Below are 13,672 nucleotides of genomic sequence, written 5' to 3' on the forward strand. Positions count from 1 at the left end.
GTGCGCGGCTACAACGGTTACAGCTTCAGCGGTGCGGCGTAGCCGGTCATTTCCAGGTAGCCACGGCCTACACGGCGCCCCTGGGCGTCGAGCAGGTCGCTCACGCCTTCCCAGTACACGCCGCCGGTCGAGCCGCGGCTGTCCAGTTCCTGGTCGTCGAGCAGGGCGCGCACCTCGAAGTTGCCAGAGGGCGTCTGTACGCGCCATTGCGTCGGGTACTTCGCCTGCGTGCGCGGGCTGTCCCAGGTCTTGAGGCTCTCGAAGCGCACCTCGTCATTCTTGAAGATGCGAGCCACGCCATCGCGCGGGCGGAACGAGCCGCCGCCCCACAGCGCGCTGCCGTCGCTGCGCCGCAGGTGGAAGGCGGTGAGGGCGCTGCCGTCGTCGAGGTTCATGCCGATCCAGTCCCAGCCCACGGCCTCGGGGTGCATCAGCGCTTCGCTCCATTCGTGGTCGAGCCATGCGGTTCCGCCCACGTCGAAAGCCTGTCCCTTCAGCGTGAGCTTGCCCTGCGCCTTGAGTTGCGGCTCGCTGTAGTAGTAGCTTGCCTGCGATTCATCGGGGCCCTTGCGCGAGAGGCCTGCGTTGCCTTGCAACAGCACCGGCTGCGTGGGCGTGAAGCGCAGGTCGAGCGAGAACTCGCCTGCCGGAATGCGCGCGACGTAGAGGCCGTTTTCCCGCACCAGCGACCAGTCGCGGATGCGCACGTCGGTGTCGCTCGTGCTCGCCTCCGCCACGCCGAAGCCCGCGCGCGCGATGCGCTGGTCGTGCAGCAGCACGCGGCCTTGCAGGTCGGTGACGGCTGCGTGCGCGAACACGAGGTGCTTCGCCGCAAAGGCCGAGCGCATGCCCTGCGTGGCCTCGACGCGCGAACGGAAGAAGGTCACCTGGTAGCCGAACTCGCGCCCCGCCAGCGTCTTCGCATGGCCGGTGATGTACCACCACTCGGTGCGCAGATCAGGGTGGCTGCCGAAGTCGCGCGGAAACTCCAGCCGGCGCTCGGGCAATGCCCATGCCGCCAGCGGACCCGACGCGAGCGCCGCCAGCAGCAGGCCGCGGCGCGACAGCAGTGGCATGGGAGACATCACGACGCCACCAGCGCATCGATGCGCTGCTGCGCCGGCCCGATGTCGCCGAAGGCGTTGCGCACCCAAGCCGCGTCGTGGTAGCTCGGCAGGTAGCGCTCGCCCGCATCGCACAGCAGCGAAAGAATGGAACCCTGCTGCCCCGCCGCGCGCATCTCCTGCGCCACGGCCAGCATGCCGATGAAGTTGGTGCCCGTCGACGGCCCGACCTTGCGGCCCAGCAGCGCCGACAGCGCATGCATGGCCGCCACCGAATCGAGGTTCGGCACTTCGATCATCCGGTCGACCAGCGTGCGGATGAAGCTGGGCTCCACGCGCGGCCGGCCGATGCCCTCGATGCGCGAGCCGGCGGCCGTCAGCGTGGCGTCGCCCGTGCGGTGGTAGGCCGAGAACACCGAGCCCTCGGGGTCGGGCACGCACACCTGCGTCTCGTGGCAGCGATAGCGCAGGTAGCGCCCGATGGTCGCGCTGGTGCCGCCCGTGCCCGCACCCACCACGATCCACTTCGGCACCGGATGCCGCTCGCGCGACATCTGCTGGAACATGCTCTCGGCGATGTTGTTGTTGCCGCGCCAGTCGGTCGCGCGCTCGGCATACGTGAACTGGTCCATGTAGTGGCCGCCGGTTCGCTCGGCCAGCGCGCGGGCTTCTTCGTACACCTGCGCGGCATGGTCGACGAAGTGGCAGCTCGCGCCGTAGAAGGCGATCTGCGCGATCTTTTCGGGCGAGGTGGTGCGCGGCATCACCGCGATGAAGGGCAGGCCCAGCAGCCGCGCGAAGTAGGCCTCGCTCACGGCCGTCGAGCCGCTCGATGCCTCGACGATGGTCGTGCCTTCGCGCACCCATCCGTTGCACAGCGCATAGAGAAAGAGCGAACGTGCGAGCCGGTGCTTGAGGCTGCCGGTCGGGTGCGTCGATTCGTCCTTCAGGTACATGTCGATGCCGTGCGCCGCGAGCGAGGGCAGGGGCAGCGGGATCAGGTGCGTGTCGGCACTGCGCTGGTAGTCGGCCTCGATGCGGCGGATTGCGCCGCCGAGCCAGCCGCTGCAGTAGGACGAGGAGGTGGAAGGTGTTTGCTGCTGCATATCGGCGCCAGTCTACAAGTCATGCCTTGTAACGCCCACAAGGTGCGATGAGGCACGCAAATCGGGATACTGTGCCCTGCCATCTACAACAAGGCAGGAGACGAGACACATGAAAAGAACAAACCTGCGCCCCGCATCGCGGCGCTCGTTAGGTCAAAGGCATTCCTTCGGCGTTGTTGCGCTCGCAGCTTTCGTGCTTGCGGGTTGCGCGTCGGGGCCTCCCGGTTCGCAGACGCCCACGCGTCCTTCCTCATCGTTCGCCGTGCCCGGCCTCGAGAAGCCGGCTGAGGTGCTGGTCGACCGCTGGGGCGTGCCGCATCTGTATGCGGGCACGCTCTACGACGCATTCGTGGCGCAGGGCTTCATCGCCGCGCGCGACCGCCTGTGGCAAATGGACCTCTGGCGCAAGCGCGGCCTCGGCGAAATGGCGAAGGACTTCGGCCCCGCATGGGTCGAGAACGACCGCGCCGCGCGTGCCGTGCTCTACCGCGGCGACATGTACCGCGAGTGGCTGGCCTACGGCTCCGACGCCAAGCGCGTGGCCGAGGCCTTCACGGCCGGCGTCAATGCGTATGTGGCTCAGGTGCGCGCGCAGCCTTCGTTGCTGCCGCCGGAGTTCGCACTGCTGGGCTACCAGCCGGCCACGTGGTCGCCCGAAGACGTGGTGCGCATCCGGCATCACGGCCTCACGCTCAACTTCACGTCGGAGATCGATCGCGCCAAAGCCTACTGCGCGGGCGGCGCCGGCATCAAGGCCGACTGGCTGCGCCGCGAGCTCGATCCGCCGATCAACCCGCGCGTACCGCCGGGGCTCGACCCGTGCACCATTCCTGCGGCCGAACTGCGCGCGGCCTACATGCGCGCAACCGAGTCGCCGCAGTTCACCAAGGCCAACACGCGGCTGGCGTCACCGGTGGCCCAACTGCCGGGCAGCGACGAAGCAGAACAACTGCAGGCATCGCAAGGCGACCCCACGGGCGCCTACGGCAGCAACAACTGGGTGATCTCGCCGAAGCTCACGTCCACCGGCCGTCCCATCCTGGCCAACGACCCGCACCGCGCCCACGGCGCGCCCAGCCTGCGCTACATGACGCACCTGAGCGCACCGGGCATGGACGCCATCGGCGCGGGCGAGCCCTTCCTGCCGGGCCTGTCGATTGGGCACAACGGCACCATCGCCTTCGGCCTCACGCGCTTCTACATGGACCAGGAAGACCTGTACGTGTACCAGCTCAACCCGCGCAATGCCAGCGAGTACCGCTACCAGGGCCGCTGGGAGCCGATGGTGCGCGTCACCGAACGCATCGCGGTCAAGGGCGAGAGCGCGCCTCGCGAGGTGGTCAACACCTTCACGCGCCATGGCCCGGTGCTGCTGGCCGAGCCGGGCAAGCAGCGCGCGTATGCCTTGCGCGCGGCGTGGCTGGAGCCCGGCATGGCGCCGTACTTCGGCTCCATGGACTACATGCGCGCGCGCAACTGGGACCAGTTCCGCGCGGCGATGAATCGCTGGGGCGCGCCCGGCGAGAACCAGGTCTATGCGGACACCAGCGGCAACGTCGGCTGGATTCCCGGCGGCCTCACGCCCATCCGGCCCAACTGGGACGGGCTGATGCCGGTGCCCGGCGACGGGCGCTACGAATGGTCGGGCTTCCGCAACGGCGACGAGCTGCCTTCGGAGTTCAACCCGTCGCGCGGTTATGTGGTGACCGCCAACGAGAACAACATTCCGCCCGACCATCCCGCCGCGAAGAAGGGCGTGGGCTACGAGTGGAGCGACGCGGCGCGTGCGCGACGCCTCAAGGAACTGTTCGCGGCCAAGGTGGCGGCGGGTTCGCGCTTCTCCATCGAAGACTCGGAGCGCATGCAGAACGACATCGTCGCGACGCCCGCGCAGCGCGTGCTGAAGCTGCTGGCCGGCCTGCGCAGCGACGACGCGCAAACGGCAACAGCGCTGCGCATGCTGCAAAGCTGGGACGGCACCATGGACCGCGACAGCGCAGCCGCCGCGCTGTACGAGGTGTGGAGCAGCAAGCCGCTGCGTGCCGCCGTGCTCAAGGCCGGCGCAGGCGATGCAGGCGCCGCGCTGGCCGCGCCCGGCGACAACACGCGAATGGTGCTGCTGCTCGAAAACCCCTTCGGCTGGGTCACGAACGAGCAACGCGATGCACTGCTGCTCAAGACCTTGCCAGCGGCGATGCAGGAGCTCACCACCAAGCTAGGCCCCGACCCCGCGGCCTGGAAGTGGGGCGCGCTGCATCGCGCCGAGTTCCGCCATCCGCTCGGCGGCGTGGTCGATGCCGCCACGCGCAAGAAGCTCGACGTGGGTGATTGGCCGATGTCCGGTTCTTCCTTCACGCCGATGGCGGCCACCTACCGGGCCAGCGACTACAAGCTGACGGCGGGCGCATCGTTCCGCATGGTGCTGGATGTGGGCAACTGGGATGCCTCGCGCGTCATCAACACGCCGGGCCAGTCGGGCAACCCGGAGAGCCCGAACTACCGCGACCTTGCGCCGCTGTGGCTCGAAGGCAAGTACGTGCCGCTGGTCTACAGCCGGGGGGCTGTCGAGAAGGAAACGGTGGAGCGGATCCAGTTGACGCCGGCGCGCTGAGACGCCGAGGGCGCTACCAGTCTTCCTTCACCGCCAGCACCACGTCCTTGCCGGCGGCGGCCCGGCCCGCCATCCAGGCCGTCACCGTGCCGGCGGCCACCACCGCCGCGCACAGTGTCAGCAGACGGCCCCACGGCACCAGCAGGTCCATGCTCCAGTGGAAGCTCTGCGGGTTCACGACCTTCACAAGCACCACGGACACGGCCAGCCCCAGTCCCAATCCGGCCACGGCGCCGATGGCGGTCCACGCGGCGCCTTCACCGGCCACCACTGCCAGCACCTGCCTTCGCGTGAAGCCCAGGTGCGCGAGCAGCCCGAACTCCTTGCGCCGCGCCAGCACCTGCGCGCTGAAGCTCGCGGCAATGCCGAACAGCCCGATGGCGATGGCCACCGCCTGCAGCCAGTAGGTGACGGCGAAGCTGCGGTCGAAGATGCGCAGCGAGGTCGCGCGGATCTGCCCCACCGATGCGATCTCGACGGACTCGGCGGACGAGCCGCCCTGGCGTGCTGCCAAGGCGCGCACCGCAGTCTGCACCGCGCCTTCCGACGCTCCGGGCGCAAGCCACAGCGCCACGTCGCTCACATTGCGCTCGCCGGTGATGCGTTCGAAGTCCCGCGCATCCATCGTGACTGTGCCGAACTGCCGCGCATAGTCGCGCCACACGCCCGCCACGAAGAACGTTTGCGCCTTCTTCGAACCCGCCCGCAGGCCCATCGCATCCGACAGCGGAGTGAAGGCCGTGCCCGGTTTCGCGCCATACAGCTCCACCATCGGCTCGCTCACGTAGATGCCGATCTGCCCCTCGGGCACGGGCAGCGCGGCACCCACCAGTGGCAACGACTGCGTCGCCCCGCCTTCCAGGCTGCGCGCAATCAGCGTCACGGTGGGCCGTGTCGCATCGAGCTGCAGCGATTGCGTGCGCAGCGTGCCCGTGCGTGCCACGCCAGGCAACTGCGCCAGCGATTGCACGAAGGCCGGCGAAAAGGTGGCGGTGTCGGTGCTGCTGCTGTTGCCGCTGTTGCTGCCGCGCCCGCCCGAGGTGGCGCGCACGTACAGGTCGGCCGGCAGCACCACGTCGAGCCAATGCGTCACCGAATCGCGAAAGCTCGCGACCATCACCGTGAGTGCGACGGCAAGGCTCAGGCTTGCCACCACGCCGCTGACCGCCACGGCGGCCGTGCCGCGCATGCGGCGCGCGCGCTCCACCGCCAGCATCGGCAGCACGCGTCGCGCGAACATTGGCGCCACTCGGTCGTACAGCAGCGCAATCAGCCAGGGCAGCGCGGTGATGCCGCCCACCAGCAGGCAGCCCACCGACAGGTACGCCGCCACCGGAATGCCGCCGATGGCCGGCACGTTGGCCAGCACCGCGCCCAGCGCGATCAGCCCCAGCGCCAGCCAGTGGCCGTTGCCCTGCGTGGGCGCGGCGCCCAGGCCCTTGAGCGTCTGTGCTTCGGGCAGCGCCTGTGCCGCACGCGCGGGCCACCAGCCGCCGACCAGCGCGGCCAGCACGCCCAGTCCGCCGTACAGCAACGCCGAGCCCGCGCTCCAGTGCAGCGTGGGCGCCACGCCTTCGAAGTACCCGCCACCGAGGTCGCCGCCCAGAACGCGCAACGCGAAGGCCGCGAGCGCTGTACCCAGTGCGAGACCCGCCGCGCTGCCGATCAGCCCCAGCACCAGCGATTCGGCCAGCACCAGCCGCAGCCGTTCGCGCGGCGTGAGGCCGAGCACGCCGAGCAGCGCGAACTGCTGCGCGCGCTTGGCCACGCTGAGCGCCAGCACCGAGAAGACCAGGAACGCGCCCGTGAACAGCGCCACAAGCGCCAGCACCGTCAGGTTCACGCGGTAGGCGCGCGACAGATTGCTCACGCGCTGCGCCGCATCGCCGGGCTCGGCAAACTGCACGCCCGCTGGCCAGCCCGGCGACTGCTGCAGCGAGGCCATGAAGGCGGCCCTGTCGGTGCCGGGCGCCAGCCGCAGGTCGATGCGGCTGAGCCGGCCGATCTGGCCGAACAGCTCTTGTGCCGCCGCGATGTCCATCACCGCGAGCGCAGTGCCGCTGGCGGCGACATGGCCGGCCACGTCGAGCTTGTGCCATGCGTCGCCGCTGCGCAGTTGCATCGTCTCCGTCGTTCCGGCGGGCGTTTCCGCCGGCAGGCCCAGTGCGCCGCGCGCTGCGGCGTTGAGGAACACATGGCCCGGCGCGAACAGCGAGAAGCGGTCGGCACCGGCCGCGGCCTGCGGCATCAGCGCGGGCGCGATGGTCGGCAGCACCAGCGCATCGACGCCCATCACGCGCATCGGCACCTGGCGCTCGCCGGCCAGCGCCAAGCCCTGGAACTCGACCACGGGGCTCGCCAGCGCCACCTGCGGGTGCCGGGCCAGCCGCTCGAACACGGCCTCGTCGAAGCCGCCCTGCACGGCGCGCACTTCCAGGTCGGGCTGGCCGTTGACAGAGCGCACCGCGCTCGCGAACTCGTCGAGCGCCGACGCATTGATCAACTGTACCGAGAAGGCCAACGCCACGCCCAGCATCACGGCCAGCACAGCCGCCGCATTGCGCCAGGGGTGGTGGCGGAGTTCCTGCCAGGAGAAGGTGGTGAGCAATGCGCGCATCGGGCAATTGTCGCGGCGCGCGCGGTGTTACACCGCCGTGGCACGATGGCGCCTCTTCGACGACGCCTGAGGAATCCGACGATGCGGCTCTTGCCCCGTGCCCTGTACCGCCCCTGGCTTGCGGCCTGGCTCATCGCACCGCTGCTGGCAGGCCACGCCGCCGCACAGCTTCAGCAGCCCCTGACACTCGCCAGTGACCCGACGGTGCTGGCCAAAGCCGCCCTCGGCGCCGAGCGGGGCACGCTGGTGGTGGGCACGCTGCGCAACGGCCAGGCGTCCTACGGCGCCGCCTACAACCCCGAGCCTCCGTCGTCGCCGCGCGCCATCGCGGCTGGCAGTGCCGAGCAGCCGATGTTCGAGATCGGCTCCGTCACCAAGGTCTTCACCGGCCTGCTGCTCGCGCAGTCGGTGGAGCGCGGCGACCTCAAGCTCGACGACACCGTGGGCAAGCTGCTCGCCGGCAAGGTCGAAGGCCTATCGTCCGCCGTGGCCTCGGTCACGCTGCGCCAGCTCGTCACGCATACGGGCTGCATGCCCGTGATGGCCGATGGCGTAACGGGCGGAGCACCGCTCGCCGAGCAGTTCCGCACCTTCGACAAGCCCATGTTCTGGGCGTCCCTCGCGCGCATCAAGCTCACTGCCGCCGCACCGCCGTGCGAGGGCGCGTACAGCAACTTCGGCATGGCGTTGCTCGGCCAGTTGCTGGCCGAGCACTACAACACCTCGTGGGGCGAGCTGGTGCGTGCGCGCATCACCGAGCCGCTGGGCATGAACGACACCGTGATCTCGCTCGGCGACAAGGCCTCGCGCATGGCCCCGGCCTTTGCCGGCGACCGCCGCCAGCCGCTGTTCGACATGCTGGCCTACGCACCGGCCAGCGCGCTGCGCTCCACCGCCGCCGACATGATGACCTTCAGCCGCGCCATCCTCGCGGGCGCCGGCGGTCCGCTCGGCCCGGCCGCCGCGCGCATGCTTACGCCGCTGGCGCGCTACGAGGGCGCCGATATCGGCTACGCAGTGATGGTGCGCGGCCCCGAAGGCGGCCGGCGCACCTACTGGCACGCAGGCGTCACCGAGGGCTACCGCACGCTATGGCTGCTCGCGCCCGACACCGGCGAAGCGATGATCGTGCTCAGCAGCAACGCACGCGCGCCGATGCAGCCCGTGATGCTGGCCATCGGCAAGAGCCGTTACCCGGTGCCGACGGTGGAAGTGCCCGTCGATCCGAAGCGGCTGGAAGACTACAAGGGCGAGTTCCGCGTGACGAAGGCCAAGTCGCTGAGCTTCACCGTGCGCAGCGGCAAGCTGCTGGTGCGCGAGACCGGGCGCGGCTACAACGCGCTAACGCCCACCGGCAACGACCGGTTTGCCGTGACGGCCATCGGCGCGCAGTTCGTGTTCCGGCGGGATGCGGGGAACGCGGTGGTCGCGGTGTCTCTGACGCAGGGTGGCAGCCAGCTCGATGCGAAGCGGGTGGGGGAATCGGTCGCTGTGCCGCAGGAGTGACTGCGGCGGATTCACCGAAAAGCCGTTCGCTCAGAGCCGATCCGACATCGCATGCAGGTACGCGCGAACCGCCGCGCTGGCGCTCAGGCCGATGGCGCGGTCATAGGCCTGCCGCGAGGCGGAACGTGCGCCGCCGGCCGCGAGCAGGTGCGCACGCGCCGCCCAGAACGGCTGGTAGTTCGCTACCTCCAGCGCGGGAATGGCTTCGAGCGCCCGCAGGCCGATTTCGGGGCCGCGCGCGTTCGCCAGCGCGCAGGCCCGGCTGACCTGGGCACCGATGCTGGGCCGCAGCGCCAGCAGGCCTTCGTACAGCGACACCAGCACTTCGGGCGCGACCGGCGCGCCCACGCGGCGTTCGCAATGGGCCGACTGGATGGCCGCTTCAAGCTGGTATGCACCGAGAGATTTCATGTCCGATGCCAGCCGCAGACAACGTTCGGCCTCCGCGAGCAGATCCGGGTCCCAGCGCAGCGGGTCTTGCTGGTCGAGCGGCACGTAGGCGCCGGTCTCGCTGCGACGGGCCGCGGCGCGGCTTTCGCAGAACAGCATCAGCGCGAGCAGGCCCAGCGGCTCGGGCTCGTTCGGCATCAGGCCGCACAGGATGCGGCAGAGGTCGATGGCCTCGGCCGTGAGGCCGCGGGGCAGGGCGTCGGCGCCGTCCACGTCGTCCCAGCCGGTGCCGTAGGCGGCGTAGATGCCGTCGAGCACGTCCTGCAGCCGCTGTGGCAGGTCGCGCGCTTGCGGGTATTCGAATGGAATGCCGGCCGCGCGGATACGGGCCTTGGCACGCACCAGCCGTTGGCCGAGCGTGGCCGGCGCGGTGAGAAAGGCGCCGGCCATGCGTGCCGCGTCGAGGCCGAGCACGGTCTGCAGCATGAGCGGCGCGCGCGCCGCCGCGTCGATGGCCGGGTGCGCACACACGAAGAGCAGGCGCAGCCGCTCGTCGGGCACGGCCGCGCCGTCGGTGGTGCCTTCGTCGACCTCGCCGGCCAGCAGCAGCAGGGTCTGCGTGGCCGCGTCCTGCACGCGGGTGTGGCGCCAGGCGTCGAGCTTGCGGTGCCGGGCCACGCTCAGCAGCCAGGCATCGGGCTGCACGGGAATGCCGTCGGACGGCCAGCGCTCGAGCGCCCGCGCGAAGGCGTCGGCCAGTGCGTCTTCCGACGCGGCGATGTCGTGCGTGCGCGCCGACAGGATGGCCAGCAGCCGCCCGTACGAATCGCGCACCGCCCGTTCGGCGGCCCGGTGAGCCGCCGGGTCGCTCATGCCGCTACGGCGGTCGCCATGAACACAGGCCGTATCTCGACCCCGCCACTGGTCGCGCAGGGCGCGCGCGCCGCCCATTCGAGCGCGGCGTCGATGTCGGGCACGTCGACCACGAAGTAGCCGCCGAGCTGCTCCTTGGTGTCGGCGAAGGGGCCGTCCTGCACCTGGCGCTTGTCGCCGCGCACGCGCAGCGTGGTGCCAGTCATGGGCGGGAAGAGGCCGTGGCCGCCGAGCGAGATACCGGCCTGGCGCACGGCGTCGGCATACGCGACCCAGCTGGCCCGGTAGGCCTGCGAGGACGCGTTGTCGCGCTGTTCGAATTCGGCCGCGGGCTGATAGAACATCAACATGTACTGCATGGTGTCTCTCCGTCAAGGAAAAGGCTGTTGAGCAAGATCGCTCACCACAATGACGGCCCGCCGGCGGTCATTTCGACACGGGGTTCGTGTCGAGCAGAATATTTTTTATGCGATTGCCGTTTGGCGCAACGGTTGAGCTACCTAGGCCGTCACGCGGCCTTTGCCCGGGCGAACATGGCTTCCATCTCGTTGCGCAGCCTGTAGGCGGCAGTCGTCGTGTCGATCGCCACGTCGGCCCAGCTCAGGCTCTGGCCCTTCTTCACCGGGCGCACCAGCTTGACGTTGTGCGCCAGCCCGAGCGGCAGGCCGCCCAGGCGCAGCGAGCGCTCGGCCGGCAGCAGCTTGCCCCAGACCGTGTAGCCGCCTTCGCCGTCGAGCATCTCGCCCGCTGCGAGGTCGCGCTTGGCTGTGGCGACTACGTCGGCGTTCCAGCAGGTGGCCACGCCGGTGGGCTCGCCGCGCAGCGCCACGCTGGCCACCGACATGCCGACCTCCAGGCCGATCAGGTGCCAGCGTTTGTAGAGCGTGAAGTAGCGCCCGCTCGGGTCGGTGTGGGCGTTGTATTCCTCGAAGCAGTTCTTGATGTAGTCGGTCTCGGCCTCTACCGTGACCCACACGCCCATGCGGATGTCGTAGGGAATCTTCCGGCCATCGGCTTCGAGCGAGGACACCACCTCGACCATGCCTTTGCGCTCGAGCACGCCGCCTTCGCTTTTCGGCCGCGTGACGAAGGGAATGTCTTCCACGCTCGCGGGCGGGTAGAGCAGGCCGTCCGAAGGCACCGTGAGCCCGGTGGCGTTGGCCACCGCCGAGCTTTCTATCGACGGCTTGGAGCCGTCGAGAAAGCTGTTGAACATCTTCGGGTTGAGCCCGCCGCGTTTTGCCTGCTCGGGCGTGAGGCCGTAGTTGCCCCACACCGTCTCGGGCGTCGATTCGGTGAAGTGCGGCAGCCACTTGTGGCCGCGCCCGGCCGCCACCACCGGAAAGCCGCAGGTGCGCGCCCAGTCGACCAGGTCGCAGATCAGCGCGGGCTGGTCGCCGAAGGCCAACGAATAGATCACGCCGGCCTGCTGCGCCCTGTGCGCAAGCAGCGGGCCGCAGAAGGCGTCGGCCTCCACCGTCACGTTGACCACGTGCTTGCCGTGCGCGAAGGCGTCGAGGCAGTGGTCCACCGCCGCAATGGGGTTGCCGGTGCACTCGACCACGATGTCGATGGAAGGCTCGCGCGTCACGGCCTGCCAGTCGTCGGTGATCCAGGTGGTGCCTTGCTTCAACGCCTCTTGCACTGAGCTGGCAGCGGCGCGCTCGGGTTGCCAGCCCACGCGTTCGAGGTTGACGCGGGCAGCGTCGGGCGAAAGATCAGCAATCGCCACCAGTTGAACGCCGGGCGTGCGCGGAATCTGCGCGAGGTACATCGAGCCGAACTTGCCGGCGCCGATCAGGCCGATGCGGATGGGGCGGCCTTCGGCGGCACGCTGTTGCAGGCGGGTGTGCAGGCTCATGGGGTCAGGCCTCCGCGGTGTCGAGCACGTCGAGCGAGGTGCGCAATGCGCTCTCGGGCAGGCCGTTTTTCCACGGCACATCGACCGGGTACGGCTTCAGCAGGCAGTCGTCGGGCAGCATCTCGATGGGCGTGAAGTCGCGGTGCGCGATGTACTCGGGCCGCTTGTGGCGCCGGATGTGATTGCTGACAGCACACAGGCTCAGGTACACCGCCACGCGGTTGAAGGGCGACAGATTGCTGCCCGAGGCATGCACCAGGCAGCTGTGGAACAGGATCATCGAACCGGCCGGCCCCTTGGGCGAGACGATACCGCCGTGCTTGCCGCCCGCGCGATCGACCAGTTGGCGGATCAGGTTGTTGTCCACGGTCCACAGCGGGTAGCTGGTGGTCGTGAGGTCATGCTTCGCATCGACCACGCCCTTGCGGTGGCTGCCCGGAATGAACATCAGCGGGCCGTTGTGCTCGGTTACCTCGTCGAGAAAGATCGCGACGTTCATCGCGCGCTCGGTGGGCATCAGGTCGTCGTTGAGCCAGGTGCCGTAGTCCTGGTGCCACTGCCACACGTCGCCCTCGAAGGCCATCTTGCCGTTGATCTTGAACTGGTGCATGTAGACCTCTTCCTCGAAGAGATCGGTCACCGGGCCGACCATGCGCGGGTGGCGCGCCAGCCGCGCGAAGGGCTCGCTGATGAGGTGCGCGGCGAAGTTCGTGCGCACGGCGTCGGAGCCTTTCTCGCGCACGTTGAAGGCTTCGCGCCTGCTGTAGAGATCGGGCACCGCGTCGGTCAGCACCTTCGTCTCTTCGGCCGAGAAATGGCCGGGGAAGAACAGATAGCCGTCGCGCTCGAACTGCGCGCGTTGCTCGGGGGTCAGCTTCATGCCTTGTCTCCTTTTTTCGTGGGAATGACGGATGCGGCCCGCGCCAGTTGCTGCGCGAGCCGTTCGCTCAGTGCCTCGCTGGCCCGCGAGACGTGTTCTTCGCTCAGGCGCGAGGCGCGCTCGACGTTGCCGGCCGCAATGGCCGCGGCGATGGCCTCGTGCTCGTCCCACAGCGATTCGCGCTGCGGCTCGGCCTGCAGCACCGCACCCATCGCGCGGCGCAGGTGGCGCCAGTGCGGATCGGCGCTCTGGCCGATCAGCGGGTTGCCAGATGCCTCGTAGATGGCCTGGTGAAAGGCCACGTCGGCATCGATCATTGCTTCGACATTGCGTCCGCGCGCGGCACGCCGGCCGCGCTCGATGAGTTTCGGGTCGATGCGAAAACGCTGCTGCGCCGCCAGCCGAGCGGCCAGCACGTCGAGCGCGCCGCGCACCTGGTAGACCTTGCGCATCGCCTCGGCTTCGAGCGGCGCTACCAGCACGCCGCGGCCGGGTGCGTCGAGCACGAAGCCGTCTTTCTTCAGCAGCCGCAGCGCCTGCAGCACGGGCTGTCGCGACACCGAAAGGCGGGAGGCGATGTCCTCCTGGGTAAGGCGCTCGCCGGGCGCGAGCGTGCCGCTGCTGATGGCGCCGAGCAGGGCGCGGTAGACCTGGTCGACGAGGTCGGGGGCGGCTTCGATGCTGACGAGCTGGGCGGGCATGGGCGGCTTTCTTTGAACTCTGTATACAGAGTACGGAGTTCGCGGCCGACGCGTATCCCGGGT

10 protein-coding genes are annotated in these 13,672 nt (G+C 69.5%); 2 read left to right on the plus strand and 8 right to left on the minus strand.

From position 1 onward, the window contains the following. Positions 1-17: 17 nt before the first annotated feature. Both ACN9MV_RS11940 and ACN9MV_RS11945 read right to left on the minus strand, forming a co-directional pair. Positions 18-1,085: a lipocalin-like domain-containing protein gene (locus tag ACN9MV_RS11940; protein WP_426392357.1), complete on the minus strand. Its 1,068-nt coding sequence runs from the start codon at positions 1,083-1,085 to the stop codon at positions 18-20. After that, positions 1,085-2,170, minus strand: coding sequence for a PLP-dependent cysteine synthase family protein (locus ACN9MV_RS11945; protein ID WP_426392358.1), 1,086 nt, complete (start codon positions 2,168-2,170; stop codon positions 1,085-1,087). Before ACN9MV_RS11945 ends, ACN9MV_RS11940 begins: the two co-directional genes overlap by 1 nt. A gap of 109 nt (positions 2,171-2,279) precedes the next feature. On the opposite strand from ACN9MV_RS11945, the gene ACN9MV_RS11950 reads away from it, so the two are divergent. Beyond that, positions 2,280-4,781, plus strand: a complete 2,502-nt coding sequence (locus tag ACN9MV_RS11950) for a penicillin acylase family protein (RefSeq protein WP_426392359.1) — start codon at positions 2,280-2,282, stop codon at positions 4,779-4,781. Between the two features lie 13 nt (positions 4,782-4,794). Here the strand turns inward: ACN9MV_RS11950 and ACN9MV_RS11955 are convergent, their stop codons facing one another. After that, positions 4,795-7,398, minus strand: coding sequence for an FtsX-like permease family protein (locus tag ACN9MV_RS11955; protein WP_426392360.1), 2,604 nt, complete (start codon positions 7,396-7,398; stop codon positions 4,795-4,797). 81 nt (positions 7,399-7,479) lie between these two features. Here ACN9MV_RS11955 and ACN9MV_RS11960 point away from each other — a divergent pair, with 81 nt between their 5' ends. After that, positions 7,480-8,904 (plus strand): serine hydrolase domain-containing protein, encoded by a 1,425-nt coding sequence (locus ACN9MV_RS11960; protein ID WP_426392362.1) that lies wholly within the window; start codon positions 7,480-7,482, stop codon positions 8,902-8,904. 30 nt (positions 8,905-8,934) lie between these two features. Here the strand turns inward: ACN9MV_RS11960 and ACN9MV_RS11965 are convergent, their stop codons facing one another. The 5 genes from ACN9MV_RS11965 to ACN9MV_RS11985 all read right to left on the minus strand — a co-directional run bounded on the left by ACN9MV_RS11965 (position 8,935) and on the right by ACN9MV_RS11985 (position 13,609). Next, positions 8,935-10,167: an RNA polymerase sigma factor gene (locus tag ACN9MV_RS11965; RefSeq protein ID WP_426392363.1), complete on the minus strand. Its 1,233-nt coding sequence runs from the start codon at positions 10,165-10,167 to the stop codon at positions 8,935-8,937. Next, positions 10,164-10,526, minus strand: coding sequence for a YciI family protein (locus tag ACN9MV_RS11970; RefSeq protein ID WP_093057816.1), 363 nt, complete (start codon positions 10,524-10,526; stop codon positions 10,164-10,166). The genes ACN9MV_RS11965 and ACN9MV_RS11970 overlap by 4 nt, the downstream gene beginning before the upstream one ends. Before the next feature lie 149 nt (positions 10,527-10,675). After that, the gene (locus ACN9MV_RS11975; protein WP_426392365.1) at positions 10,676-12,028 is read right to left on the minus strand and encodes an NAD(P)H-dependent oxidoreductase; all 1,353 of its coding nucleotides are present in this window, start codon (positions 12,026-12,028) and stop codon (positions 10,676-10,678) included. A gap of 4 nt (positions 12,029-12,032) precedes the next feature. Further along, entirely contained in the window at positions 12,033-12,908 is an 876-nt protein-coding gene (locus tag ACN9MV_RS11980) for a phytanoyl-CoA dioxygenase family protein (RefSeq protein ID WP_426392367.1), read from the minus strand. After that, positions 12,905-13,609: a GntR family transcriptional regulator gene (locus ACN9MV_RS11985; protein ID WP_093177615.1), complete on the minus strand. Its 705-nt coding sequence runs from the start codon at positions 13,607-13,609 to the stop codon at positions 12,905-12,907. The genes ACN9MV_RS11980 and ACN9MV_RS11985 overlap by 4 nt, the downstream gene beginning before the upstream one ends. Positions 13,610-13,672 lie beyond the last annotated feature (63 nt).

It is taken from the genome of Variovorax sp. R-27, assembly GCF_049913215.1.
Lineage (GTDB): Bacteria > Pseudomonadota > Gammaproteobacteria > Burkholderiales > Burkholderiaceae_C > Variovorax.

What these genes read in the sequence shown, in the direction of transcription:
- ACN9MV_RS11940 (WP_426392357.1), bottom strand. Translation starts at nt 1,085, where the DNA reads ATGTCTCCCATGCCACTGCTGTCGCGCCGCGGCCTGCTGCTGGCGGCG.
- ACN9MV_RS11945 (WP_426392358.1), bottom strand. Translation starts at nt 2,170, where the DNA reads ATGCAGCAGCAAACACCTTCCACCTCCTCGTCCTACTGCAGCGGCTGG.
- ACN9MV_RS11950 (WP_426392359.1), top strand. Translation starts at nt 2,280, where the DNA reads ATGAAAAGAACAAACCTGCGCCCCGCATCGCGGCGCTCGTTAGGTCAA.
- ACN9MV_RS11955 (WP_426392360.1), bottom strand. Translation starts at nt 7,398, where the DNA reads ATGCGCGCATTGCTCACCACCTTCTCCTGGCAGGAACTCCGCCACCAC.
- ACN9MV_RS11960 (WP_426392362.1), top strand. Translation starts at nt 7,480, where the DNA reads ATGCGGCTCTTGCCCCGTGCCCTGTACCGCCCCTGGCTTGCGGCCTGG.
- ACN9MV_RS11965 (WP_426392363.1), bottom strand. Translation starts at nt 10,167, where the DNA reads ATGAGCGACCCGGCGGCTCACCGGGCCGCCGAACGGGCGGTGCGCGAT.
- ACN9MV_RS11970 (WP_093057816.1), bottom strand. Translation starts at nt 10,526, where the DNA reads ATGCAGTACATGTTGATGTTCTATCAGCCCGCGGCCGAATTCGAACAG.
- ACN9MV_RS11975 (WP_426392365.1), bottom strand. Translation starts at nt 12,028, where the DNA reads ATGAGCCTGCACACCCGCCTGCAACAGCGTGCCGCCGAAGGCCGCCCC.
- ACN9MV_RS11980 (WP_426392367.1), bottom strand. Translation starts at nt 12,908, where the DNA reads ATGAAGCTGACCCCCGAGCAACGCGCGCAGTTCGAGCGCGACGGCTAT.
- ACN9MV_RS11985 (WP_093177615.1), bottom strand. Translation starts at nt 13,609, where the DNA reads ATGCCCGCCCAGCTCGTCAGCATCGAAGCCGCCCCCGACCTCGTCGAC.